The organism is Streptomyces sp. NBC_00210 (assembly GCF_045160975.1).
In the GTDB taxonomy this organism is placed as follows: Bacteria; Actinomycetota; Actinomycetes; order Streptomycetales; family Streptomycetaceae; genus Streptomyces.
Genome location: NZ_CP108120.1, coordinates 4,451,906 through 4,475,792 on the forward strand (window position 1 = coordinate 4,451,906; position 23,887 = coordinate 4,475,792).

The 23,887-nt window shown below is 66.1% G+C and carries 17 protein-coding genes; 11 read left to right on the forward strand and 6 right to left on the reverse strand.

Features of this window, described 5'->3' with window-relative positions; translation table 11 throughout:
* Positions 1-239: 239 nt before the first annotated feature.
* A complete protein-coding gene (locus OG729_RS20175; RefSeq protein WP_405807477.1) occupies positions 240-2,114 on the forward strand; it encodes an ATP-dependent nuclease in 1,875 nt (624 codons plus the stop codon).
* Positions 2,115-2,334: 220 nt separating this feature from the next.
* The gene (locus OG729_RS20180; protein ID WP_405807479.1) at positions 2,335-4,443 is read left to right on the forward strand and encodes an AIPR family protein; all 2,109 of its coding nucleotides are present in this window, start codon (positions 2,335-2,337) and stop codon (positions 4,441-4,443) included.
* A gap of 396 nt (positions 4,444-4,839) precedes the next feature.
* Here the strand turns inward: OG729_RS20180 and OG729_RS20185 are convergent, their stop codons facing one another.
* The gene (locus OG729_RS20185; protein WP_405807481.1) at positions 4,840-5,889 is read right to left on the reverse strand and encodes a hypothetical protein; all 1,050 of its coding nucleotides are present in this window, start codon (positions 5,887-5,889) and stop codon (positions 4,840-4,842) included.
* A 1,584-nt stretch (positions 5,890-7,473) separates the two neighbouring features.
* Here OG729_RS20185 and OG729_RS20190 point away from each other — a divergent pair.
* The gene (locus OG729_RS20190) at positions 7,474-7,752 is read left to right on the forward strand and encodes a hypothetical protein (RefSeq protein ID WP_405807483.1); all 279 of its coding nucleotides are present in this window, start codon (positions 7,474-7,476) and stop codon (positions 7,750-7,752) included.
* 19 nt (positions 7,753-7,771) lie between these two features.
* On the opposite strand, the gene OG729_RS20195 is transcribed toward OG729_RS20190, so the two are convergent.
* From OG729_RS20195 to OG729_RS20210, 4 genes are all read right to left on the reverse strand, one after another.
* Positions 7,772-7,972, reverse strand: coding sequence for an FAD-dependent monooxygenase (locus tag OG729_RS20195; RefSeq protein ID WP_405811200.1), 201 nt, complete (start codon positions 7,970-7,972; stop codon positions 7,772-7,774).
* Positions 7,945-8,628, reverse strand: coding sequence for an NUDIX hydrolase (locus OG729_RS20200; RefSeq protein WP_405807484.1), 684 nt, complete (start codon positions 8,626-8,628; stop codon positions 7,945-7,947). The genes OG729_RS20195 and OG729_RS20200 overlap by 28 nt, the downstream gene beginning before the upstream one ends.
* A gap of 19 nt (positions 8,629-8,647) precedes the next feature.
* A complete protein-coding gene (locus tag OG729_RS20205; RefSeq protein ID WP_360872884.1) occupies positions 8,648-10,177 on the reverse strand; it encodes a hypothetical protein in 1,530 nt (509 codons plus the stop codon).
* 383 nt (positions 10,178-10,560) lie between these two features.
* Positions 10,561-11,442, reverse strand: coding sequence for a bifunctional DNA primase/polymerase (locus OG729_RS20210; protein ID WP_405807486.1), 882 nt, complete (start codon positions 11,440-11,442; stop codon positions 10,561-10,563).
* A 312-nt stretch (positions 11,443-11,754) separates the two neighbouring features.
* Here OG729_RS20210 and OG729_RS20215 point away from each other — a divergent pair, with 312 nt between their 5' ends.
* The 8 genes from OG729_RS20215 (at position 11,755) to OG729_RS20250 (ending at position 19,822) form a co-directional block, all read left to right on the forward strand.
* The gene (locus tag OG729_RS20215) at positions 11,755-12,063 is read left to right on the forward strand and encodes a hypothetical protein (protein WP_360872890.1); all 309 of its coding nucleotides are present in this window, start codon (positions 11,755-11,757) and stop codon (positions 12,061-12,063) included.
* Between the two features lie 220 nt (positions 12,064-12,283).
* A complete protein-coding gene (locus OG729_RS20220; RefSeq protein ID WP_405807488.1) occupies positions 12,284-13,462 on the forward strand; it encodes an acyl-CoA dehydrogenase family protein in 1,179 nt (392 codons plus the stop codon).
* Positions 13,459-14,439, forward strand: coding sequence for a bifunctional MaoC family dehydratase N-terminal/OB-fold nucleic acid binding domain-containing protein (locus OG729_RS20225; RefSeq protein WP_405807489.1), 981 nt, complete (start codon positions 13,459-13,461; stop codon positions 14,437-14,439). The genes OG729_RS20220 and OG729_RS20225 overlap by 4 nt, the downstream gene beginning before the upstream one ends.
* Positions 14,440-14,441: 2 nt before the next feature.
* Positions 14,442-15,623 (forward strand): acyl-CoA dehydrogenase family protein, encoded by a 1,182-nt coding sequence (locus OG729_RS20230; RefSeq protein WP_405807491.1) that lies wholly within the window; start codon positions 14,442-14,444, stop codon positions 15,621-15,623.
* The gene (locus tag OG729_RS20235) at positions 15,610-16,011 is read left to right on the forward strand and encodes a MaoC family dehydratase (protein ID WP_405807493.1); all 402 of its coding nucleotides are present in this window, start codon (positions 15,610-15,612) and stop codon (positions 16,009-16,011) included. The genes OG729_RS20230 and OG729_RS20235 overlap by 14 nt, the downstream gene beginning before the upstream one ends.
* Complete coding sequence (locus OG729_RS20240) at positions 16,008-17,174, forward strand: lipid-transfer protein (protein WP_405807494.1); 1,167 nt, start codon at positions 16,008-16,010, stop codon at positions 17,172-17,174. Before OG729_RS20235 ends, OG729_RS20240 begins: the two co-directional genes overlap by 4 nt.
* Before the next feature lie 217 nt (positions 17,175-17,391).
* The gene (locus OG729_RS20245; protein WP_360872907.1) at positions 17,392-17,964 is read left to right on the forward strand and encodes a SigE family RNA polymerase sigma factor; all 573 of its coding nucleotides are present in this window, start codon (positions 17,392-17,394) and stop codon (positions 17,962-17,964) included.
* Positions 17,965-18,175: 211 nt separating this feature from the next.
* Entirely contained in the window at positions 18,176-19,822 is a 1,647-nt protein-coding gene (locus OG729_RS20250) for a long-chain fatty acid--CoA ligase (RefSeq protein ID WP_360872910.1), read from the forward strand.
* A 148-nt stretch (positions 19,823-19,970) separates the two neighbouring features.
* Here the strand turns inward: OG729_RS20250 and OG729_RS20255 are convergent, their stop codons facing one another.
* Entirely contained in the window at positions 19,971-23,783 is a 3,813-nt protein-coding gene (locus tag OG729_RS20255; protein WP_405807497.1) for a PAS domain-containing protein, read from the reverse strand.
* Positions 23,784-23,887 lie beyond the last annotated feature (104 nt).

The following is a 23,887-nucleotide window of genomic DNA, read 5'->3' on the forward strand; positions in this document are numbered from 1 at the left end:
CTCCACGGCTGTAGCCACCTCCCCGGTCAGGGACCCGCGCCGAGCAAGACCAGAGGGCCACTCGGACACAGGCAGGGGACAGGCCTGCCCGAGTTGCCGACCAGCCTACGGCCCCCTGATCAGGCTCGACCCCAGCCCGGGCAGGACACCGGCCAAACTCGCTCCGCCGGCCGCAGGGGGCCTCCAGAGGTCTGCCGTACAGAGCCTCCGAATCGAACGGCTATCGATTAACGGCATAAGTGCTGGCCGCCACGGAAAAGCGCAAAGGGCATCCGCCGCCCGTTGACCTCTCCTACGATCAACCAGCATCAGGCTCCTTGGGCAGACAATCAGCCTCAGGGGCTGCAGCACAGCTCAACGGGGAGGGCGAGTTGATCAAGCAGGTCAAGCTCCGAAACTTCAAGGCTTTCGAAAACTTTACGATCACACTCAGGGAATCATCCCTCCTCGTGGGACCAAATAGCGCCGGGAAAAGCACAATCCTGTCGGCCCTCAAATTCGCAGAGGCATGCCTGCGGAGCGCCAAAAGGACCAAGTTTTCGCTGAGTCGCCAGCACGAATCTTCCTGGATGCAGGGTTACCCAATTCCCGTGAAAGATTTCGAGCTCCTCAACGAGAGCGTGCGTCACGAATTTCGGGATAACCAAGAAACCAGCCTGGAATTGTCTTGGCAAAACGGATCCAAGCTGCGCGCCATTTGGCCGAATGTCGAATCCGATGCTGATGACACTCCATATTTCTACCTGCTGGACAGCACCGGAAGGATCCCGAGGACCCCGAAGCAGGTCAAGGATGGATACTCACCCATCGGCATCATCCCTGCGCTTACACCGCTAGAGCACGTAGAAGAGATCTTGACATATGACTACGTGAAGAAGAATCAAGCCTCACGACTGAGCAGTCGACACTTTAGGAACCAGCTTCGCATTCTGAGTAATAGCAATGAAGACTGGAGCGACTTTATTGAATTCGCCGAACCCTGGATGGGAGGAATGGAAATCTCGGTTCCGGCCGTGCAGTATGGCCCGAAAACAAGCATCGACGTCTTTTATACGGAACCGGGTAGCGCAAGAGAGAAGGAACTAGTATGGGCAGGCGATGGTGTGCAGATTTGGCTTCAACTTCTCTTGCATATTTATCGCCTCAAAGATAACCCAACGCTAGTCCTGGACGAACCCGAGGTTTTTCTGCATGCCGATCTTCAGCGTCGACTGATCAGGTTGATCGACTCCCTTGGAATCCAGGTAGTACTTGCAACACATTCGAGTGAAGTGCTAGCGGAGGCTGACAGTAAGTCGATCGTCTGGATCGACAAGTCGAAGAGGAATGCTATTCGAGCCCCCCGAAAAGAGGGAATGGAAACCCTCAGTGCCGCCCTCGGAACCGCTTTCAATCTCGGAATGGCTAAGGCTCTCCGAGCGAAAGGGATAGTCTTCGTAGAGGGAAAGGACTTGAGGACTCTGCGCATCCTGGCCAAGAATCTTGGATTCACCCGCATCGTGGCAGATATGGAGTTGGCGGTAGTACCCATCAACGGCTATTCGAATTGGAGTAACGCTGAAGCGTTTGGGTGGCTCGTGCAAGACTTCCTGAAGAGCTCGGTGGGGTCCATCATCATTCTCGATCGAGATTACCGGACGCCAGCCCAGGTGGACTCGGTGCGCGCTAAACTCGTGAACGCGGGCCTAGAATGCCACGTGTGGGAGAAGAAGGAACTAGAGAGTTATCTCCTGTCGACTACTGCGATTTCCCGACTCTCCGGGTGCCCGGTGGTTGAGGTCGAGCGTGTCATGAATCAACTGATGGCCGATATGTATGGCGACGTATTCGCGAAATTCAACTGCGAGCGGCAGGCCACGGAGAGATCAGCAAAAGTTCATGAGGTGAACATTACGGCTGCCACCCTTGCTGACTTCACACCTAAATGGGCTAATGTTGAGTATCGCCGTTCCGTTTGCCCGCCGAAGGGCATCATGTCCGGACTGAATAAGCAATTGCAGGATAATGGATACAAGGCGGTCTCATTCGATGCCCTGGCCAAAAAAATCCGAAAGGATGAGGTCCCTGTCGAAATGCGTCAGGTTTTGCAGAGGATCGATACCCTAGCCGGGTAGGGCACATTTACATCTCCCGCTGGCATAAACAACAGCACACAGACGCACCCTTGAGTGCCCCCGCACAGCTGTCACAGTCACAAGCGGGCGTGGGGCCGAGCGCCAGCGATCGAACTCCTAATGCGGTGCTCACCCGGGTTGGGCATGCCTCATCCTGTCTAAATGAGGCTCAAGGTAAGCCAGCGACGGCCGATCGAGCGTTGATCCTGAATGAGGAACCGTGAAGACTACGCCACTTGAGCTGCACCAGATGCGCTCAGCCCTGACGCAGGCATACCAAGGGCTCATAGACGAAAGCGACCTACAGCGGAACTCCAAGCAGGAGCGCGAGCGCGCTTTTCTCTCACGGGCAGTGGCAGCCACAGCTATCCGCCGGGTCACAGGGTGGGAGCTGAGGCGTTGTGCCGAGGCAGTGATCGATGGGAGTGACGATAATGGAATCGACGCTGTGGCCGTGAGAGACGGTGCCCAGGTTTGGTTGGTTCAGGCAAAGTGGAGCGATCGGGGAACCGCAGGCTTCCACACGGACGCGGCCCGTGCCTTCATCGATGGACTGCGGCTGCTGGAAAACAGGCAGTTCGACACGTTCAATAGAAAGCTGCAGCCATTCACAGCCCTCCTCGACTCGGCGTTGGGTGATCCAAATCTCAAGATCCATCTAATCATCGCGCTCGCCGGGAACGATCCGCTCAGCTCTCATGCAGCCGCGATTCTTGACCGTGCCAGCGATGAACATCACGGCCATGGGCCGATGCTGAGTTACAGCCTGATGAACACACCCGAGTTGCTGCAGCAGCTACGGGAGGACCGGATGCCCGATCCGGTGAACATCACGGTTCGCATGCCGAAATGGCTCAGACGCGATCTCCCGTTCACCTCCTACCAAGGAAGCTTGTGGGCCAGGGACGTTGCGGAGATATACGAGCTGCACGGCTCTACGCTCTTTTCAAAAAATATCCGACAGTCGTTGGGACTTACTCGCATCAATGTCGGAATCGAGAAGACGCTCACAGAAGAGCCGGAAAATTTCTGGTACTTCAACAACGGAATCACCATCTTGTGTGACCGGATCGAACCCTTCTACCCCGGTCGTCGGAATCCCGACTACCCTGTGGAATTGAAGCTAACGCACGCCACCGTGGTTAACGGCGCCCAAACCGTTACTTCCATTCACAGAGCCATGCAGGAGACACCAGAGACCGTTGCAGATGCCGATGTTGCGGTCCGAGTTATCGCCCTAGGTGATGACTATGCCGGCTATGTCTACCGAATTGCCGAAACCACGAACACTCAAAACGATGTTTATCGTCGTGATTTTATCTCGTTGGATGAGAAACAGGCCTTGATTCGTGAGGATCTCGACCTGACACTGGGCAAGACCTACGTGTATAAGCGTGGTGAAGCAGAGCCCGTACCAGACTCGGGATGCTCGGTCGTACAAGCGGCCGTAGCTCTCGCATGTGCCTACAGGTCACCGGAGCTTGCCGTACGGGCCAAGCGGGACACCGAACTACTCTGGGAGGCAGGTGCCCAGGGAGCGTATCAGCGGCTCTTCGGTGAAGTCCCGAGCGCCTTCCGTATTTGGCGGTGTGTGCAGATCCAGCGAGAGGCAGGAAAGGCCCTCAACGCTCTGAGGGGTCGACTCGAAGGCCGTACGCTCGCCACTGCCCAGCACGGCGACATGCTGATCACTCATCTGGTGTTCCAGTTGCTCGATCTAATGGAAATTGACGAACTGGAATTTCCAATCGAATCCGTGCTGGAAACCATACCCGAGTTGGTCGGGTCCATCCTGTCCTGGCTTATCTACCGCGTGAACGTCAACTACGGCTCTACCTCATTCCTCATGAGCACGTTCACCAACGAGGCTCGATGCAGGGAGCTCGCCCAAATGGTGTTGGAAGATGTGCGCAGTAGAGTCCCCCTACCGCAACTGCACGACGAACACGTGGCTTCGGCACGACCACGACACCGACGGCCCCCCACGGTTCCCACCCTTGTCAACGCCCACGTTGTCAAAGACGGAACACCGCTGACCTACGTTCCGAGCAACGCTCTGGAGATGGTAGCCACCCAGGAATGGCTTGCGGCCGACGAGCGCAGGTATCAGGCCCGTTGGCAGAACCACCGTACAAGGCCCCTACTCTGGTCCTACGACGGGCTCGCCTATTCGGTCAGTGGGCTCGTCATCCGTATCTGGGAACTCTCTGGCTGGGCCAAGGCGCCGGTTGCAGTTCAAGGTCCGATGCGTTGGGTAGTCAACGGCGATCGAACCCTCCACGAGCTTGCAGTGGAGTGGCTAGCCACTCAGGAGGCTGACGAAGAGTGACCAGTCCGTTAGTCACCGGTCCTCTTGTGGAAGCTCGGGAATAGCGAGGGCGGTGGACTATGCGTGGACGGGCCATCTCTCATCAGCCGGTGAAAGGTCCGTGACGTGCGCGAACCTCCGGGACAGAAGCGGCCTCCGGAGCCGTGGCCTATGGCGATGATCAACTGCTCTGCTCTGCGCTCGCTCCATGGGCCATGTGTGGGCCAGAGCGATGGATCGGCGTGACATTCGGCAGTCCTGCGCAGGTCAGAGAGCATGCGCCTCCCGGCACCGTGACGCTCTAGAGGACCGTCCCTGTCCGAGCGCGGTAGACCTTGCCCTACTTCATCAAGGCGCCCCTACCGCGACTACGCGGACCGAGGCACCAGCCAAAGCCAATTCGCCAACTCCATGCCCTCAGCGCGCAGGCCCTTCGATGTTTTCGCTCTTTTGGGCGCGGAACGGATTAATTAGCTGGGAAGCCTCGAGGATGTAAGGTTCGCTCACCAGGGCGCTCACATACTCCCACATTTTCCGTTCCTCTTCCAAGGAAGCAGGAACTTTCAATCCCAGAGATTCGGCCATGGGCTTGCGGCCGAGATTTATCATCGCACGGATGACGGCCGCCCAATTGTCGGTCATTCTCGTGGCGCACAAATACCATAGGTAGGAAAAGGCGAGCAGCCCAATCATGGACGCCCAGAGAATCAGTGCATAAGGGTGATCGGCGGCGAGCAGAGTAGCCCCTGCCGAAACCGCAACAAGTACATGACCGTATAGGAGGCAGACAAAGAAGTCGACATTCGCCCTGGCGCTATCAATTTGATCTCGCAGTTCTTTGGGTACGCTAAAGCTCAGCTCGTACCACAAGGCAACAGCGTCGATCTGGTATCTGTCTTGCCCGTACGTCTCAAACCGACGAATCGCGTTTCCCAGCCGAGTTGGCATGATCTGACTGTCATCGCCAGGGTAGCGATCCAGCTTTTCTCGCCACAGGCCAACTTTGGCACGAGATATAGCCCGTTTGGCCTTTTTGTCCTTCTTTCCACCGCCTTGATTGACCGACCCGACTGCTGCTGGACCAGCATCTCCGTGACCTGTCGTAATTGCTGCCAACTCGGCAGGAGCCTCAACGTCTTCTATTTTTTTGGTCAGATCATTCTTTTTAGTTTTCTGACGCTCTATCGCATAGCTCGCCAGTTTGGATGGCAAAAGATAACCTTCCAACATTCTGTATGCCGGGGTTTTCGTCATGCTTCCTAGAAGGCCGACAAATACTGAAACGGTGATGAAAGCGAGTGATTTTCCGATTGCGTCCGCGTGGGTGATTCCATGTGCCCAGCCTTTCTCCTGCAGGCTCGGCAATACAAGCAGGGAAAAGAGTGCGACGTTTATGGAGGTCGGGAAAATCCACCCGACAAGTAGCAGCCAGCCGCCCGAAATTACGCCCTTGATGATGTCAGTCATGGCGTTACTTGCCTTCGCTCGGCTTGTCCCGCAATATCTCCTTCCACGTTCTTCCAGTCCTCACTCCTGGGGGTAGATCGAGGTACAGTACCTCCCCTGGCCGCCGGGAAGATGATTTTACAGCCTTGAATCGTTTTGGAAGACTCACATCATGGTAGCGATATATCTCTTGCACCCGGCTTGGCGACACTACGACACTGCGCCCGGACTTAATCGTCGGACTTCCCCAAATCTTCTCAGCATTCACTGGGGCTTGGATGCCATTATTTATTGGCTTGGCTGTCGCGAGCGGGATCATTTTGGCATGCTGATTGTTCGGGAGGCGGACTTTAGCCAATAGGGCGATCGGAAGTCGAATGCCCCTATATACTTCTAGGATCTCGCCGACTTCTTTGCCTTGGCGGTCGAAGACTTTCTGCCCGATTAGCTCTTCTCTGGATGAAGATTCCACAATTCCTCCCGGTGATCGCCCACATAACAAATATGCAACAGCGGTTGGATCTTTGCATCCCGGGAGCAGTGCCCTCTTACCTGGCGAGACTTGCGCGCTCGGTGACCCAACCTCGTCGACCGAGCGGAGCGCGGGTAGCCGCCTACGACCCCGCCTCGTCCTGAATTCCGTGCAGCGACCGCCCCGCCGCTGGGCCGGAAGGCCAGCACCTCACCCTCATCACAGGGAGGGGCACGAGGGCACCGGACCGACCTGGCCACCGACGCCGGCTACCAGCGGTCCCGCGCCGAGGCAAACCACGCCTCCCTGAAACCGGTCGACGGATCCGATGTCGGCTACCAGGACGCTGGCTGGCTGATGGCAGGCACCATTTGCCTCGACACGAGCAAGCTTCACCTGGTGTTGGGCACGCCGAGCACCGAAGGCGTGCCACAGACCGATGAGCGCCAGTACCCCCTCCCACCGCAGTCGGTATGGCGACGTCCACTTTCCGCTCCGTGCATCGGGGGTCCCGGCCCCTGTCTCAAGCCCGCGGAGAACGCACCGGCTCGGTAGGTGCACCGCACGAGGACGACAGGTCGACCACCGCCTCGTCTCACCCCATGGCATTCTCGCGCTCCCCATGGGCCATGTGTGGGCCAGAGCGATGGATCCGCGTGACAGAGGGCAGTACTGCGCAGGTCAGAGTGCATGCGCCGCCCGGCACCGTGACGCTCTTGAAAACCGTCGTGGCAGCGATGTCACCGTGGGTTCAAATCCCACACCCACCGCAGATGAACGGCCCCTGACCAGGAAACTCGGTCAGGGGCCGTCGTCATGAGCGTTGTCTGCCGGCTACCGCTGTTCCCCGCTGTTTCCCGACCGAACGGGCACGGGAGGGGCACGGCCACCCTTTGATCCGTAGCTCTGGCAGAGTCGGGTGCCTGCGGTCATACAGGGCGCCGTGAAGCCCCAAGCAGACGATACCGGCCGTGGTCGGTCGCTGTGGTTGCTGTGCTCAGCTGCTGTATGGCCGTCCACTCTTCAGGGGCCGGTGAGGAAACCTTGCAGTCAGCGCCTGGAGAGCGATCACAATCCATCCCCACCCTCCGCACGTACATATGGACAGGCACTCCATGGAAGGAGAAGCGATCATGACCCCCCTGAAGCGCGCAGCCCTCGGCTTCGCCTCCGCCGCCCTCCTCACCGGCGCCGCAGGCATCGGCGCCGCCCCTGCCTTCGCCGGCCAGCCCAACCAGTCCTGCGAAGAACAGACCACCCGCCCCGGCCAGTCCCAGACTGCTCCCGGCTCCGCCTTCAACCCGAACGGCACCGCCGGCACCCACTACGCAGGCGAACAGCCCCAGAACTCCACCAACCCCCACTCGATCTCCCAGTACGACGTGGCCTGCCTCCAGGTCTCGACCCACTGACCCCACCCGACACAGACCATCAATGCCCGCTCGGGGCCAGGGCCTCCAGGGTCCGCGCGTGCAGGTCCGTCGCCCGGGACTCGGTGACCGGATCGGGACAGCGTTCCAACACCACCACACCGAGCCCCGCCCGGGCGAGCAGCAGTGCGGCACTCAGGCCGACCGGCCCTGCCGCACGGTCGGTGTAGCGGCTCAGGCGGTGTGACGGTCGTCTGCACAGGCGCCGAACAGACCGGCCAGGCGGGCTCGAGTGATGACTGCGATGGTGAAGCCGTCGGTGATGACTCCGCGTCGAATCATGTCCTCCGCCTCGGTGACGGGCACGATCACCGCGCGACGAATGCCTTCGGCGGTGTTCAGACTTCCAACTTTGTGGATGCGCGCGGCGTACAACTCGGCGCGGCCGCCAAGCAGTCCGCTGTCGGCATGTACTTCGCCGAGGGGGATCAGCACGTCGGGCTGCGTGCCCAGTTCCTCCTCGAGTTCGCGTGCCGCGTCCTCTGCCCCGGCTGTTTCTGCCTCCCCCATGCCACGGGGTGCCTCCAGGTGCCACGCCCGGGTGGCATGCCGGTAGTGCTCAACGAGGACCACGTCGGCTGCGGAGCCGAGTAGCGGCAGGACCACCACACCAGGAGCCGCCGAAGTAGGCAGGATCCTCACGTAGAGGCCCAGGGCTCCGCCCGGGAAGCGCACCGCATCGCGGACGATGGTGATGAACTGGTCGGCGTACACCACGCCGATCGGCTCTGCCTCTCCGGATCCGGCGCTGAGTCGGGCCGCCTCGATGTCGTCGGGGTCGAAAAGGATCTCAATGCCGCTCGGGTCATTGCCGAACAGTTCGGGGTGAGTCCGGCGCAGGGCCTCGTAGGAAGTCACAGGACGATTCGCAAGGTGCTCAGTACTCCGGAATCTCTTCGCGTTCCTGGATGGTGGTGGTACTGGTGGCCGCCGGTGCGCCGACCCGCTCCTCGTACCCGGGCAGCCGCTGGACCAATTCGTGGAACTGGCGCCACTCGGCTTCGCTGTCGAGCCGGACGGTGGCCATCTCACGGGCGAACTTCTGCTCGCGGCGCCCTGCCAGCCGATTGCGCAAGGTGAGTTGTACAGAGCCGCCGAACGAGCCGGTCGACATCGCCCCGATACTTCCGGCCACGGCCCAGCCCTCGTTGCCGGTCACCGCGGTGAAAACTGCCCCGCCGACTGTGACAGCCACCTCGACAATCGGCACCCAGCTATTCGCCTTGGCCGTTGTGCCGGGCCGTGCCGAAGCCAGGCTGACGATTTCGGAGTTGAGCTTGACGTAGCGATCGAAGACGTCGCCCACGCTGTCGTGGAACGCCGCCGGGTCAGCCGTCAGCGATCTGAACGCTTTCATGTAGCGGTTCCAGGGGGCGCTTTGGCGGAGTAACCAGATGTCTTCGAGGGTCAGCGTGTCTATTTCGGAAGGAGTGAGGCGGTCCTGGACAGCGGCGAAGGCTTGCTGCTGCAAGAAGAGGATGAGCTGTTCGGGGTCCTGGATGGTTTCGCTCGACGGGGTGGCGCGCATGTCCCGCCACTCTTGCAGCGCGACTCGTCGCAGGCTCCCGATCGGGGTGAGCGGGTACATCCCCAGGGCGTCGGCGAGATTGACGTTGTAGATGAGGTCCAGAAGTTGCTTGATCTCCCCGGCGAATGGCTTGTTCTTGTCGTACCTGCCGTCGGAGACGGGTGAGCCGGGGACGGACACGAACTTCTCGTACAGCAGATTCCGGGTGACCACCGCGTCGCGGATCCGCCGTTCGTTACTGAACTGGACGACTTCGCCGATTGTCTCCGCGAACTGCGGGACTTTCTCCTCCGGTACACCGACCTGGGAGGCGAGCAGGGGGATGTCCTTGGCAGTCAACCCTTGCACCTTGGCGGCAAAAGGGTTGATGAGCGCCGAATTGGTGTCCCTCACGTTGTCCTGGTCATTCCAGGACATGCGAGCACAGGTCACCCGGTCGGTAGCGGGCATGCCTTCCACGGTGTCTTGCCACGCGGTGAATGCGGCCTCGTCCACATGTACTCCTCGTGGACGGTCGGTAGGCTCCCGCTCGCTCAACAGAAACGGAACCAGGGCGCCTTCCGCCAGCAGTTTCTGGTGTGCCCGACGGGCCTCACCACCCTCGACAAGGTCGCGGCTGACGGCGAGATTGTTGTAGAAGAAGACGCGGTTCACCACCACCTGCCGCGTATTGATGAGGCTGCGGAAGTACTCGGCGCGGACCTCATTGCCGCGCAGGTCCGCCATGTCCTGCAGCGATTTCCCTTTCTTGACCATGTGCTGGGTCAGCTCCGCGCTCACCCACTGGTTGTCCAGCGACTGCGCGATCACCGCTCCGGGATCCAGATCCGCCGGCCGAGCCCTGACCACAAGGTCATCGCGGTCATGCGTACCAGCCATAGTCCCTCCGCATCTTTTGATCAGCCCGGAGCGGCCACGTTCCGCTGTCACCTTCGCCCGTCTTCGCCCGTCGGCACGCACGAAGCGTCTTTGAAAGAAGGGAATCGAGTGGAGAAGCGGTACATCCGGACGCTGAGGGCCTGTGGCGAGCCCGTTCATTCTGCCAACTGGAGGGGTTGCTGGACAGCGAGTTGGACCTTCCCGCTGTGCGGCTCGATCCTGTGGACGAGTTGACTTGTGCCGGTGGCCGGCACGCGCGGTTCGTCCCCGGGGGCTTCCCGGGCGTGCATCGGCTGCTGCACCTTCAACGTCCAAACGGCCAGATGGCAAGGGGTGTCTCCCGCTGAGAGGCATCCCTTGTTCCATCCTCTGCCTTCTCCCTGTCAGCGGCCGTGGCCCCGCCCGGAGGTCAGCCGGTCCGCCGATGCGATCGTCGCTCGGGCTTCCCGTTCGGTCAGGCCCGCGCGGACCGCGGCCTGGGCCAGGGCGTCCGCGAGTTCGTCGCCGAAGCCGTTTTCGTACGCGCGGCAGGCCGCCCAGAACAGGCGGGTGTTGCGCTGGCCCTCGTGTGCCGCGAGTACGAACTGGACCAGGCCCTGGCCCTGGGGCGGACGGGACTGGGCAGAGTGTGTGGGGTGGTGGGGGCGCGTGGGGGGTGTGATGAGGCGGAGCAGTGCGCGGGGGCAGGGCGCGGGGTTGAGGTCCGCGGCGCCCGGAGCCAGGCGGTACGCGCCATGGGCGGTGACCGAGCCGGGTCCGACGAGATAGCCGCCGGCGCCGCGGACGTCGATGCCGGGGGCCAGTCGGCTCGCGGAGTTCGGGACGACGACGTCCGGCGGGCCGGTGAGCCAGAGGTGGCGGCCGCCGCTCGGCGTGAGGACGGTGACCGTCTCCGGGATCGTGAACAGATGCCGCAGCGCCAGATCTTGGAGCGCGGCCACTGAGTCCGTCGAGGACTTGGTGTCGAGGTCGATGCCGATCAGATGGTGCCGCGGCCGGCCACAGGCGATGCCGTAGCCGGTGGCCCAGGGGGCGGCGGCGAAGAGGGCGCGCACGCCGGCGGGGTCGGCGGTCGCGTCGTGGACGCCATGGCCGGGGAGGCCGCACTCGCCGCGGCACAGGACCGGCTCCGGGTCGCCCCGGTGGGGGGAGCGCAGGGCGGGGAGCTTCGTGGGGGACAGAGGGATGACGGGGAGCCCGCGCTCCGCGGCGGAGAGAGCGTGGGCCAGGGCCAGGGTGGCGGTCTGCCGGTCGGTGGTGGCCATGGCTCTATTTTCGTACGAGTGTTCGAAGAAGGGAAGGGGGGATATCCGGCCGAAAATACGCCGTACCGCTTCATCCCTTGCCCTGGTCGGGTTTCCCGGCGTGCGCCGTGCCGAACTGGGGTTCTGCGGGCGTGAAGGGGGTTTATCGATAGGTCATCACGCTTGAGGAGGAATTGGGGGACCTCGGGTGGTTCGCCGGGGATTCGGTGGGCAACTCTGATCCCGCGACGTCGTGACCACGATCCGGGGCGGTTGGCCAACTGCCTTGGAGCAAGCCGTACTTCAGCAGTTCCGCTACCTGGAGGAAATGACATGGCAAGCATCCGCACCGCCCGCGTCCTCGCCGTCGTCGCTGCCCTGCCCCTCGCGGCCACCCTCTTCTCGGGTGTTGCCCTGGCCGACAACGGCGCCTTCGCGGACGACGGATCGAACGCGACCGTGGCCTCGATCAGGGGCAGCGGCGTCGGCGGCGACAACTGGGGGAATTCGACAACCACCCAGCAGGTGGCGAGCGGTGCCGGCGCGTCCAATCAGAACAACACCGCGAGCGTGAACGGTTCCGGCTTCACTTCCATCCACCAGTCCAACGCGGTGGTGAACTTCACGAATCTGTGGTGGTGACCGGCCCGATGGGGGGTTGAGCAAGGGGCGAACGACTGCCTGCGCGACGGCACTTCGGTGTCGTCGCGCAGGCGGTTGTGCGTACGGGCGCCCGACGCGGCAGTGACCTTGACAGCGACCACTTTTCTGACGGACAGTCAGAAACCCTGATTCCTTTCGCTGATTCCTGTCCCTGTCATTCGTACGATCCGCGGATCCGTACGCCCGGGAGGCGGCCGCCGTGCACCTCGCCCCTACGGAGCGGCAGCAGCAGCTCCGTGCCGAACTTCGCTCGTACTTCCGCGGACTGATGCCGGACGGGCCGCCGCCCACCGGCGACGACGCGGGCGGGCGCACACTGCTGCGACGGATCGGCGCGGACGGGATGCTCGGGCTCGGCTGGCCCGTCGAGTACGGAGGTCAGGGGCGCGGTCCCGACGAGCAGTTCGTGTTCTTCGACGAGGCCTACCGGGCCGGCGCGCCCGTCTCCATGGTGACCCTGAACACCGTCGGGCCGACCCTCATGAAGTACGGGACCGAGGAGCAGAAGGCCTTTTTCCTGCCGCGCATCCTCAGCGGCGAGATCATCTTCGCGATCGGCTACAGCGAGCCCGAGGCCGGGACGGATCTGGCCTCGCTGCGTACGCGCGCCGTGCGTGACGGCGACTCGTGGGTCGTCGACGGGCAGAAGATCTTCACCAGCAACGGTCAGAACGCCGACTGGATCTGGCTGGCCTGCCGCACGGACCCGCAGGCGCCCAAGCACAAGGGCATCTCGATCATCCTGGTGCCCACCGACGCGTCCGGCTTCGGGTGGACGCCGATCGAGACGGTGGGCGGTCTGACCACGACGTCGACGTACTACGACGGGATACGGGTACCTGCCGCGAACCTGGTCGGCGAGGAGAACGGCGGCTGGGGGCTGATCACCAACCAGCTGAACCACGAGCGGGTGGCGCTGGCCGCGATCGGGATGCAGGCCGAGGACTTCTACGAGGCGGCGCTGGAGCGGGCCCACGCACCCGATCCGGTGACGGGTGAGCGTCGGATTGACGAGCCGTGGGTGCAGTCCAGAGCGGCCGAAGTGCATGCCCGGCTGGCGGCAACGCGCCTGCTCAACTGGCGTTTGGTGGGGGATGTGGGGGCGGGCCGGCTGGCCCCCGGCGACGCGAGCGGCGTGAAATTCGCGGGAACCGAATCCGCGGTCGAGGTGTATCGAATGTGCCAGGAAATCACGGGGGAGGCGGCGCTGATCCGGGCCGGCTCGCCCGGCTCGCTCGACGTCGGAGCTCTTGGGGACGGGGAGCTCGAGCGGATGAACAGAGCGGCGCAGATCAACACCTTCGGGGGCGGGGTGAGCGAGGTGCAGCGGGAGATCGTCGCGACGATGCGGCTCGGCATGAAGAGGGGGAAGAGGTGAGCGAGGACCTTTACGCACGGCTGAAGACGTACGAGGGGCGGGCAGCCACGACCGCGGGCGCGGGGAAAGACCTGGTCAACGAGCCAATGATCAGGCACTGGTGCGAGGCGATGGGGGACACCAACCCTGCCTACGCCGGGCCGGACGCCATAGCGCCACCGACGATGTTGCAGGCCTGGACCATGGGCGGTCTCTCCGGGCACACGGACAGGTCGGCGGCACAGGACGAGTTGTTCGGGCTGCTCGACGGTGCGGGGTTCACCTCGGTGGTCGCGACCGACTGCGAGCAGGAGTATCTGCGGCCGTTGCGGCCGGGGGACCGGATCACCTTCGACGCGGTGATCGAGTCGGTGTCGGAGCGCAAGACGACGAAGCTGGGGACGGGCCACTTCGTCACGACGCGTATGGATGTCCGGGCGGATGGCGAGCTGGCGGGCACGCACCGCTTCCGGATCCTGAAGTACGCCCCGGCCGCCCGGCAGAAGTACGCCCCGTCCGCCCGCGCGCAGCTTGAGCGTCAGTCCACGAAGCCCGAGACAGGACCCGCGAAGCCAGAGCCGCACTCCAAGGGCAAGAGACCGCGGCCCGTGATCAACAGAGACAACGCCGGATTCTGGGAGGCGGTCGCCGAGCACCGGCTGCTGATCCAGCGGTGCGAGGGATGCGGGGAGCTGCGCTTCCCTTGGCTGCCAGGGTGCAATGCATGCGGATCGGCCGAGTGGGGCACGGTCGAGGCACATGGCCAGGGGACCGTCTACTCGTATGTGGTGATGTACCACCCGCCTTTCCCCGCCTTCGATCCCCCGTACGCCGTGGGGCTGATCGAACTCGCGGAGGGCGTGCGGATGGTCGGCAATGTGGTCGGTGTGCCCTACGACAAGGTGCGGATCGGGATGCCCGTCCAGCTCGAATTCCTGCGCGTCGATGAGGAGTTGGAGCTGCCGGTGTTCAGTGCGCTGCCAGGGGGTGCCGGCTGACCATGGACTTCACACCCACGGAGGAGCAGACGGCGGCGCAGGAGCTCGCGGCGCGGATCTTCGGCGATCTCTCCACGCACGACCGGCTGACCGCCGCCGGGACAGGGACGGACGCCGAGCTGTGGAAGGCGCTGTGCGCGGCGGGACTCCCCGGGGCCGTCGAGGACATAGGCCTGCTGGGACTGGTGCTGCTTCTGGAGGAGCAGGGACGGACCACCGCGCAGGTGCCCTTCGCGGCGACCTGTGTCTACGGACTGCTGGCGGTCGCAGCCCACGGCACGGACGAGCAGCGGGCGCGGCTGCTGCCCGGCCTGCGCGACGGCACGTCAGTGGCGACCGGTGCGTTCCCCGAGCGCGGTGCCATACGGGCCGCGGCGGGCGAAGGGGTACCGGTCACACCAGGCGGTCTACGGACCACGGTCCGCGGGGGACGGACCGTGGACGGCGGAGGCATACGGACCACGGCATCAGGGCAGTTGACCGGCTCGTTGCCGTTGGTGCCATGGCTGCGGGACGCCACGCTTGTGCTGCTCCCCGACGCCGACGGGGCGCTCTGGCTCGTACGGACCGCCGACGCGGAGGTGACGGCGGTGGAGACCACCGCGCCCTGGGCGGCCGGACGGCTCGTCCTCTCCGGGACCCCGGGCGAACGCCTCGGCGGGCCCGGTGCGTACGAGTCGGTGCTGGCCATGGCCCGTACCGCCTTCGCGGGACTCCAGGCGGGGGTGTGCGCGGGCTCGCTGGCACGGGCGGTCGCGTACACCTCGACCCGCGAGCAGTTCGGGCGGCCGCTCTCCACGAACCAGGGCGTGCTGCTGCGTGCGGCCGACGCGTACATGGACACCGAGTCGATCCGGGTCACGGCGTATGAAGCCGCCTGGCGGCAGGACGAAGGCATGGACGCGGCTGCCGAGGTGCTGACTGCGGCCTGGTGGGCCTGTGAAGCGGGCAAGCGCGTCGTCCACGCCGGACAGCATCTGCACGGCGGGACCGGCGCAGACCTGGACCATCCGGTCCACCGGCACTTCCTCTGGGGACGCCAGCTGGACGCCTATCTCGGCTGCGGCCCGGAACTTCTCGCCGAACTGGGCCGGTTGCTCGCAAGGGGAGCCCGCGCCCGCAAAGGCGACCGCAGCCGCAAAAGCGACCGCATGCCCAAAGGAGCCTCTCGTGAAAGCCGGTGACGAACTCCCGCCGCTGACGATCCCCATCACCCGCACCTTGATCGTCGCCGGTGCCGTGGCCTCACGCGACTACCAGGACGTGCACCACGACGCCGAAATCGCGAAGGAGAAGGGATCACCGGACATCTTCATGAACATCCTGACGACGAACGGCCTGGTCGGGAGATACATCACCGACCACTTCGGGCCGAAGGCCCGGCTGCGGTCAGTGAAGATACGGCTGGGTGCGCCCAACTATCCGGGGGACACGATGACGTTGACCGGTACGGTCGCGGCCGTCGACGGGGACACGGCGGAGGTTCGCGTCGTCGGTGCCAACGGCATCGGGAACCACGTCACAGGCATGGTGACGGTGAGCCTCTCCAAGAGCCCGGAGGACGCCACATGAGCATCCGCAGCCGGGACTTGCTCGGTGGCCGGGCGGCAGTCGTCGGCATCGGGGCGACCGAGTTCTCCAAGGACTCGGGGCGCAGCGAACTGAAGCTGGCAGTCGAGGCGGTGCATGCCGCCCTCGACGACGCCGGCCTCTCCCCCGCCGACGTCGACGGCATGGTCACCTTCACGATGGACACCAGCCCCGAGATCACCGTCGCCCAGGCGGCCGGCATCGGTGAGCTGTCCTTCTTCTCCCGCATCCACTATGGAGGCGGCGCGGCCTGCGCCACCGTGCAGCAGGCCGCCCTCGCCGTCGCGGCCAACGTGGCCGAAGTCGTCGTCTGCTACCGGGCGTTCAACGAGCGCTCCGGGCGGCGCTTCGGGTCGGGTGTGCAGCATCGCGAGCCCTCCGCCGAGGGCACGGCACTCGGCTGGAACCTGCCGTCCGGGCTGCTCACTCCCGCTTCCTGGGTTGCCATGGCGGCGCAGCGCTATCTGCACACGTACGGGCTGACGCCCGAGGCGTTCGGCCATGTCGCCGTCACGGATCGCCGTCACGCGGCGAACAACCCCGCCGCGTACTTCTACGAGAAGCCCATCAGCCTCGCCGACCATGCCGCGTCACGCTGGATCGTCGAGCCGCTGCGTCTCCTCGACTGCTGTCAGGAGACCGACGGCGGCCAGGCGATAGTCGTGACCAGTGTCGAGCGGGCCCGCGATCTGCGCAGGCCGCCCGCAGTGATCGTCGCGGCGGCGCAGGGAGCGGGCCGGGCGCAGGAGCAGATGACCAGCTTCTACCGCGACGACCTCACCGGCCTGCCCGAGATGGGTGTGGTCGCCCGGCAGCTCTGGCAGACCTCCGGGCTCACCCCTTCCCAGATGGACGTCGGCATCATCTATGACCACTTCACCCCATTTGTGCTGATGCAGCTGGAGGAGTTCGGGTTCTGCGACCCGGGCGAGGCCGCGGAGTTCGTGGCCGCGGACGTGCTGCCGCTCAACACCCACGGCGGTCAGCTGGGTGAGGCGTATCTGCACGGGATGAACGGCGTGGCGGAGGCGGTCAGACAGCTGCGCGGCACCTCGGTGAACCAGATACCGGGTGCGGCGAGGGCGCTGGTCACGGCGGGCACGGGCGTTCCCACATCCGGACTGGTCCTGGGTACGGACGACTGAGCGAAGAGTGGCGTGGAGAAGTGAGCGGGAAACTGAGCGGAGGACCGAACGGAAGGCCGAGCGCAGGGCTGCCGACCGCCCTGGCCCGCATCCCTCCCTGAGGGTCTCCTCCACCTGAAGGAGGTGGGGCCGGCACCAGCCGTACAACCTGAGGCGGACACCCCTTCGGGACTTGGGGCCGATCCGCGACAGCAGTCGCCGCTCCTAGCGTGGACCCATGACCACGCCAGTCTGCACAAGTGCTTCGAAGGCCGCCTCGCCGCTGCCTTCGTACGCACCGACCGTGCGCTATGCCGCCTACTCGTCCTTCTCGTCGTACGTACGGGCGCGGGGGCCCGTGCTGCTGCGAACCGCCCGCTCGCTCACCGCGAACCCGAGCGATGCCGAGGACCTGCTGCAGACCGCGCTCACGAAGACCTACGTCGCCTGGGAGCGGATCGAGGACCACCGGGCACTCGACGGCTATGTCCGGCGGGCCCTGCTGAACACCCGTACCTCGCAGTGGCGCAAGCGCAAGGTCGACGAGTTCGCCTGCGACGAGCTGCCCGAGCCGGAGACCGTGCCCGAGCCCGACCTCGCCGAGCAGCAGGTGCTGCACGACGCGATGTGGCGCGCCGTGATGAAACTGCCGGACCGGCAGCGGGCGATGGTCGTGCTGCGTTACTACGAGGACCTCAGCGAGGCCCAGACCGCCGAGGTGCTCGGCGTCTCCGTCGGCACGGTCAAGAGCGCGGTGTCCCGGGCGCTCGGCAAGCTGCGCGAGGACCCGGAGCTGTCGCCGGTGCGCTGAAGGCTGCCCGTGCCTCCCGTGCCTCCCGTGCCTCCCGTGCCTCCCGTGCCTCCCGTGCCTCCCGTGCCTCCCGGGTCTCCCGCGTGCTGAAGATCCATGGACTCCCTCGCCGAATCCCCCTACCCGGGGGTAGTGACATACCGCGCGGTATGTGAGCAGAATCGTCACGCCCTTACTGCCACGTAGCGCTAGCGCCCACCGGGAGGACGCCGTGCTGAGCACCATGCAGGACGTACCACTGACTGTGACCCGCATCCTTCACCATGGGATGACGATCCACGGAAAGTCGCAGATCACCACCTGGACGGGAGAGGCCGAGCCGCAGCGCCGCAGTTTCGCGGAGGTCGGCGAGCGCGCCACCCGGCTGGCCAACGCCCTGCGCGACGAGCTCGGGATCGACGGCGACCAGCGCGTCGCCACGCTGATGTGGAACAACGCCGAGCATGTCGAGGCATACTTCGCGATCCCTGCCATGGGCGCCGTACTGCACACCCTCAACCTCCGCCTCCCCGCGGAGCAGCTGGTGTGGATCGTCAACCACGCCGCCGACCGGGCCGTCATCGTCAACGGCTCGCTGCTCCCGCTGCTCGCACCGCTTCTGCCGCATCTGCCGACGATCGAGCACATCGTCGTCTCCGGCCCCGGCGACCGCAGCCTGCTCGCCGACGCCCGGGCGCGGGTGCATGAGTACGAGGAGCTGATCGCCGGCCGTCCGACCACGTACGACTGGCCGGAGCTGGACGAGCGCACCGCGGCCGCCATGTGTTACACCTCCGGCACCACCGGCGACCCCAAGGGCGTCGTCTACTCCCACCGCTCCATCTATCTGCACTCGATGCAGGTCAACATGACCGAGTCGATGGGCCTCACGGAGCGGGACACCACGCTCGTCGTGGTCCCGCAGTTCCACGTCAACGCCTGGGGCCTGCCGCACGCCACCTTCATGACCGGCATCAACATGCTGATGCCCGACCGCTTCCTGCAGCCCGCGCCGCTCGCCGAGATGATCGAGCGCGAGAAGCCCTCGCACGCCGCCGCCGTCCCCACCATCTGGCAGGGCCTGCTCGCCGAAGTCACCGCGAACCCTCGCGACCTGAGTTCCATGAAGCAGGTCACCATCGGCGGCGCGGCCTGCCCGCCGGCGCTGATGGAGTCGTACGACAAGCTGGGCGTGCGGCTGTGCCACGCCTGGGGCATGACGGAGACGTCCCCGCTCGGCACGATGGCCCACCCGCCGGCCGGACTGAGCGCGGAGGAGGAGTGGCCCTACCGCGTCACCCAGGGCCGTTTCCCGGCGGGCGTCGAGGGGAGGCTGGTCGGCCCCGGCGGCGAGATCCTGCCGTGGGACGGCGCGTCGGCGGGCGAGCTGGAGGTGCGCGGCACCTGGATCGCGGGCGCGTACTACGGCGGCGCTGGCGGCGAAAACTTCAAGCCCGAGGACAAGTTCAGCGAGGACGGCTGGCTGAAGACCGGCGACGTCGGCGTGATCAGCGCCGACGGCTATCTGACGCTGACCGACCGCGCCAAGGACGTCATCAAGTCCGGCGGCGAATGGATCTCCAGCGTTGATCTGGAGAACGCGCTGATGGCGCACCCCGAGGTCGCCGAGGCCGCCGTGGTCGCAGTCCCGGACGACAAGTGGGGCGAGCGCCCGCTGGCGACGGTGGTGCTCACGGAGGGGTCGACCGCGAACTACGAGTCGCTGCGGGACTTCCTCGCCGAGCGGGTCGCGAAGTGGCAGCTGCCCGAGCGGTGGGCGGTGATCCCGGCGGTGCCGAAGACGAGTGTGGGCAAGTTCGACAAGAAGGTGATCCGCAAGCAGTACGCGGACGGTGAGCTGGACGTCACCCAGCTCTAGTGCGGAGCGCGGAGGGGCGGCGGTGACAACTGTCGCCCCTTTCGCGAAAATTCGCACCAGTTCATACCAATTCGCGGCACATCTCATGCCGCCTCATGCCGCCTCAACGGCATCCCATGCCGCATCTCATGCGACATCTCGTGTCACATCAATTCGTGCCGATCTTCGCGAGCAGATCGACGATGCGGGCCTGGACCTCGTTGCTGGTGGAGCGCTCCGCGAGGAAGAGCACCGTCTCCCCCGACGAGAGGCGCGGTAGCTCCGCCCGGTCGAGCCCCGCCGAGGTGTAGACGACCAGCGGTGTCCGGTTCAGCCGGCCGTTCGCACGCAGCCAGTCGATGATCCCGGCGCGTCGGCGGCGTACCTGCATCAGGTCCATCACCACCAGGTTCGGCCGCATCTGGGTGGCGAGCGTGACCGCGTCCGTGTCCGCGCCGGCCCGGGCGACCTGCATGCCGCGGCGTTCCAGCGTGGCTGTCAGCGCGAGGGCGATCTCCTCGTGCTCCTCGATCAACAGCACGCGTGAGGGGTGCTGTTCACTGTCGCGCGGCGCCAGCGCCTTGAGGAGTACGGCCGGATCGGCGCCGTACGCGGCCTCCCGCGTCGCCTGCCCCAGGCCGGCCGTCACCAGCACCGGGACCTCGGCGGCCACCGCGGCCTGGCGCAGCGACTGCAGCGCCGTCCGGGTGATCGGGCCGGTCAGCGGGTCGACGAAGAGCGCCGCCGGGAAGGCAGCGATCTGTGCGTCGACCTCCTCGCGCGAGTGCACGACCACAGGGCGGTAGCCGCGGTCGCTCAGCGCCTGCTGGGTCGAGACGTCGGGCGCGGGCCAGACAAGGAGACGGCGCGGGTTGTCCAGCGGCTCCGGAGGCAGTTCGTCGTCGACGGGCTGCGGCTGCGGCCGGTTGGCCACCTCGACGGCGCCACCCGGTCCGTCCAGCGGCTCGGGGCCTTCCGCGCCCTCGTCGGGGGCTCCTATCGCGTATGCCCGGCCCTCGGTCCGATCGGCGGCCAGCCGCGGCCCGCTCTGCGCCGGAGCTTGCGGGTGCGGACGGGCGCCGGGTTCGGTCCTGGGCTCGGGAGGCTCGCCCTCGGGAGGCGTGGCCAGCTTGCGGCGGCGACCGGAGCCGAGCGTCTGGTTCTGCTTCTCGGTGATCTGCTGTGAGAACGGCACGCCCTGCCCGAGCGTGCGCACGCTGAAAGCCCGCCCCTGCGTGGAGTCGGCCGGCACCGGCGCCTCCGCGGGCAGCGGCTGCGCGGCACGCGGCGTGGCGGGCTCGGCGGCGGGCAGCGGCTGCGGCAGGACCGTCGAGCCGGTGCCCTGGGAGGTCGGCTCGACGCCCTGCGCCGGAGCGGCCTCGTCGGCGGTCGCCGTGTGCTGACCGGTCGAGTCGTCGGAGGCGAGCGCGGCGAGCCCGGTGCCCAAGCTGCCGTTCTCCCCCCAGCCGGGCTGCACGCCGGTCTGAACCTCCGGCTGTGCGTCCACCGGCACATCCACCGGCGCATCCGGCTGCACATCGTGCTGTGCGCCTGCCGACGCGTCCGGCTCCGTCTCGGTCGGCAGCGGCTGCGACTCCTTGCGGGCACGTCGGCGGCCCGTCGGCACCGGATGCGGCTGCGGCGGCGTGTGGTGGTGCGTGCCCGGCTCGGTGCGTACGGCCTCGTGCTGACCCGGCAGCGAGGCATCGGCCTCACCGGCCGTCGGCGGGATCCGGTCGGCCTCCGCCGGCGGAAGCGCGAACGCCGTGCGCGCGCCCTCCGCCTCGGCCGGCGCGGTCGCCAGCGCCCGCCTGGCCCGCCGCCCGGCCGGCGGCACCGGAGCAACGACCGGAGCACTGAGCGCAGGCGGAGCGGCAGAAAGCTCCGGCAGCCCGCCCTCGCCGCCGCGGCGTGCGCGACGCCCCGTTCCATGCGCGTCCACGGGCACACCCTGCGGAGGCACCGCCTCGCCGAGCGCCGCGCGCCCGTTCGCCGCGGCCGCGCCCTCGGCGGCCGTCACGACCGCGCCCTCGGCGGGTCGGCCGGCTCCCGCGGCGACCACGACGGCTTCGTCGGCAGGGCTCGGCCGCCCGCGTCGCCGTCCGGTCCCGCCGCCCTTGCCCTCACCCGGGTCCTGGGCCGGGATCAGCTCCTGCCGTGGCTCCTCGGTCTGGCCCCGGCGACGCCCGGTCGGCGGGGTGGCCACCGGGTCCTCCATGGCCACCGGGCTCTCCAGGAAGGCATCCGTGGAGGCCCGCCGTGCGCGCCGCCGCCCGCCGCCGCCGGAAGTACCGGGGGAGCCGCCCGTCTGCTGCTCCGGCAGGGCGAGAGCACTGCCGGCGGCCGGTGCCGGAGGAGTCACGGTCCCTGAGCCTTCGCCGAGCGGCAGCTCCAGGACGTATGCGCTGCCGCTCATCCCCGGCACCTCGTGCGTCTGCAGCACACCGCCGTGCGCCCGTACGATTCCGCGCACGATCGGCTCGTGCACCGGGTCTCCCCCGGCGAACGGCCCGCGCACCTCGATCCGTACGACATCACCGCGCTCTGCCGCCGCGACCACGACCGTCGAGTCCACATACCCGCCGCCCGGGACCACCCGGGCCTTGCCGGTGGAGTCGACCCCGGCCACGTCCGCGACCAGATGCGCGAGTGCGGTCGCCAGACGCCCCGCGTCCACCTCGGCCTCTATCGGCGGCGCGTGCACCGCGAACTGCGCCCGCCCGGGGCCGATCAGCTCGATCGCACCCTCGACGCCGGCTGCAACGACGGCGTCGAGCATCACGTTGGCCTTGTGAAGCTCCTCCGCGCCCGTGTCGAGCCGCTGATAACCCAGGACATTGTCGACAAGCGTCGTCATCCGGGCATATCCGGCGGCCAGATGATGCAGGATCTGGTTGGCCTCGGGCCACAGCTGTCCGGCCGGATCGGCGGCCAGCGTGCCCAGTTCGGCGCGGAGTTCCTCCAGCGGCCCGCGCAGCGACTCGCCGAGGACGGCGGTCAGCTGGGCATGCCGGGCGGCCAGCTCCTCGTACCGGTCCGTCCGCTCCTCGATCTCGGCCGCGTACCGCTCCGACTTGTCCGCGAGCTCGGCCGTCAGCCGCTCGGTCGTCTCCTCGACCTCGGCCGTCAGCCGCTTCGTGCTCTCCGCGAGCTCCGCGGCGTGCTGCTCGGCCAGTTCCTCGTACGGCCGCCGGTCGGTGAAGGTCATCACCGCGCCGACGAGCTGGTCCCCGTCCCGTACCGGCGCGGTCGTCAGATCGACCGACACCTTCGAGCCGTTCTTGGCCCACAGCACCTGCCCGCGCACCCGGTGCTTGCGGCCCGACTTGAGCGTGTCCGCGAGCGGCGACCCCTCGTACGGGAAGGGCTCACCGTCCGCCCGCGAGTGCAGGATCAGCGGGTGCAGCTCCTGGCCGCCGAGGTCGCTCGCCCGGAACCCGAGGATCTGCGCGGCGGCCGGATTCACCAGCACGACCCGCCCGTCGGTGTCCGTGCCGACCACGCCCTCGGACGCCGCCCGCAGGATCATCTCGGTCTGCCGCTGCGAACGCGCCAGCTCCGCTTCCGTGTCCACGGTGCCCGACAGATCCCGTACGACGAGCATCAGCAGCTCGTCGCCGGTGTAGCCGCTGTACGAGTCGTACGCCTCGCGCCCGTCCTCCAGGCTCGCGCTCGTGACCTCGACCGGGAACTCGCTGCCGTCCGTGCGCCGCGCGATCATCCGTGCGGGCTTGGTGCGCCCCCGCTCGTCGGCCGCCTCGGGGCGTCGCATGGAGCCGGGGATCAGCCGGGAGTCGAAGGACGGAAGCAGATCGAGCAACCCTCGTCCGACCAGCGCGGTGCCGGGCGTCTCGAAGAGTTCGAGCGCGATGGTGTTGGCGTTGACGACCGTGCCGTTGCAGTTGACGAGCACAAGCCCGTCCGGAAGGGCGTCGAGTATGGCTGCGAGGCGAGCAGCGCCTCGGGATGGCCTGCTGCTCACGACGGCGGTTCCTCCCTGACCTACTGCATATTGCGGACGGCCGGTCCCATCTTGCCTCTCGGGCCCCAGCCTGTCACTGGAGGGAGTCTAAAGGCAGCAGATGC

What these genes read in the sequence shown, in the direction of transcription:
- OG729_RS20185 (WP_405807481.1), bottom strand. Translation starts at nt 5,889, where the DNA reads ATGACTGACATCATCAAGGGCGTAATTTCGGGCGGCTGGCTGCTACTT.
- OG729_RS20230 (WP_405807491.1), top strand. Translation starts at nt 14,442, where the DNA reads ATGGACTTCACACCCACGGAGGAGCAGACGGCGGCGCAGGAGCTCGCG.
- OG729_RS20245 (WP_360872907.1), top strand. Translation starts at nt 17,392, where the DNA reads ATGACCACGCCAGTCTGCACAAGTGCTTCGAAGGCCGCCTCGCCGCTG.
- OG729_RS20190 (WP_405807483.1), top strand. Translation starts at nt 7,474, where the DNA reads ATGACCCCCCTGAAGCGCGCAGCCCTCGGCTTCGCCTCCGCCGCCCTC.
- OG729_RS20240 (WP_405807494.1), top strand. Translation starts at nt 16,008, where the DNA reads ATGAGCATCCGCAGCCGGGACTTGCTCGGTGGCCGGGCGGCAGTCGTC.
- OG729_RS20210 (WP_405807486.1), bottom strand. Translation starts at nt 11,442, where the DNA reads ATGGCCACCACCGACCGGCAGACCGCCACCCTGGCCCTGGCCCACGCT.
- OG729_RS20215 (WP_360872890.1), top strand. Translation starts at nt 11,755, where the DNA reads ATGGCAAGCATCCGCACCGCCCGCGTCCTCGCCGTCGTCGCTGCCCTG.
- OG729_RS20205 (WP_360872884.1), bottom strand. Translation starts at nt 10,177, where the DNA reads ATGGCTGGTACGCATGACCGCGATGACCTTGTGGTCAGGGCTCGGCCG.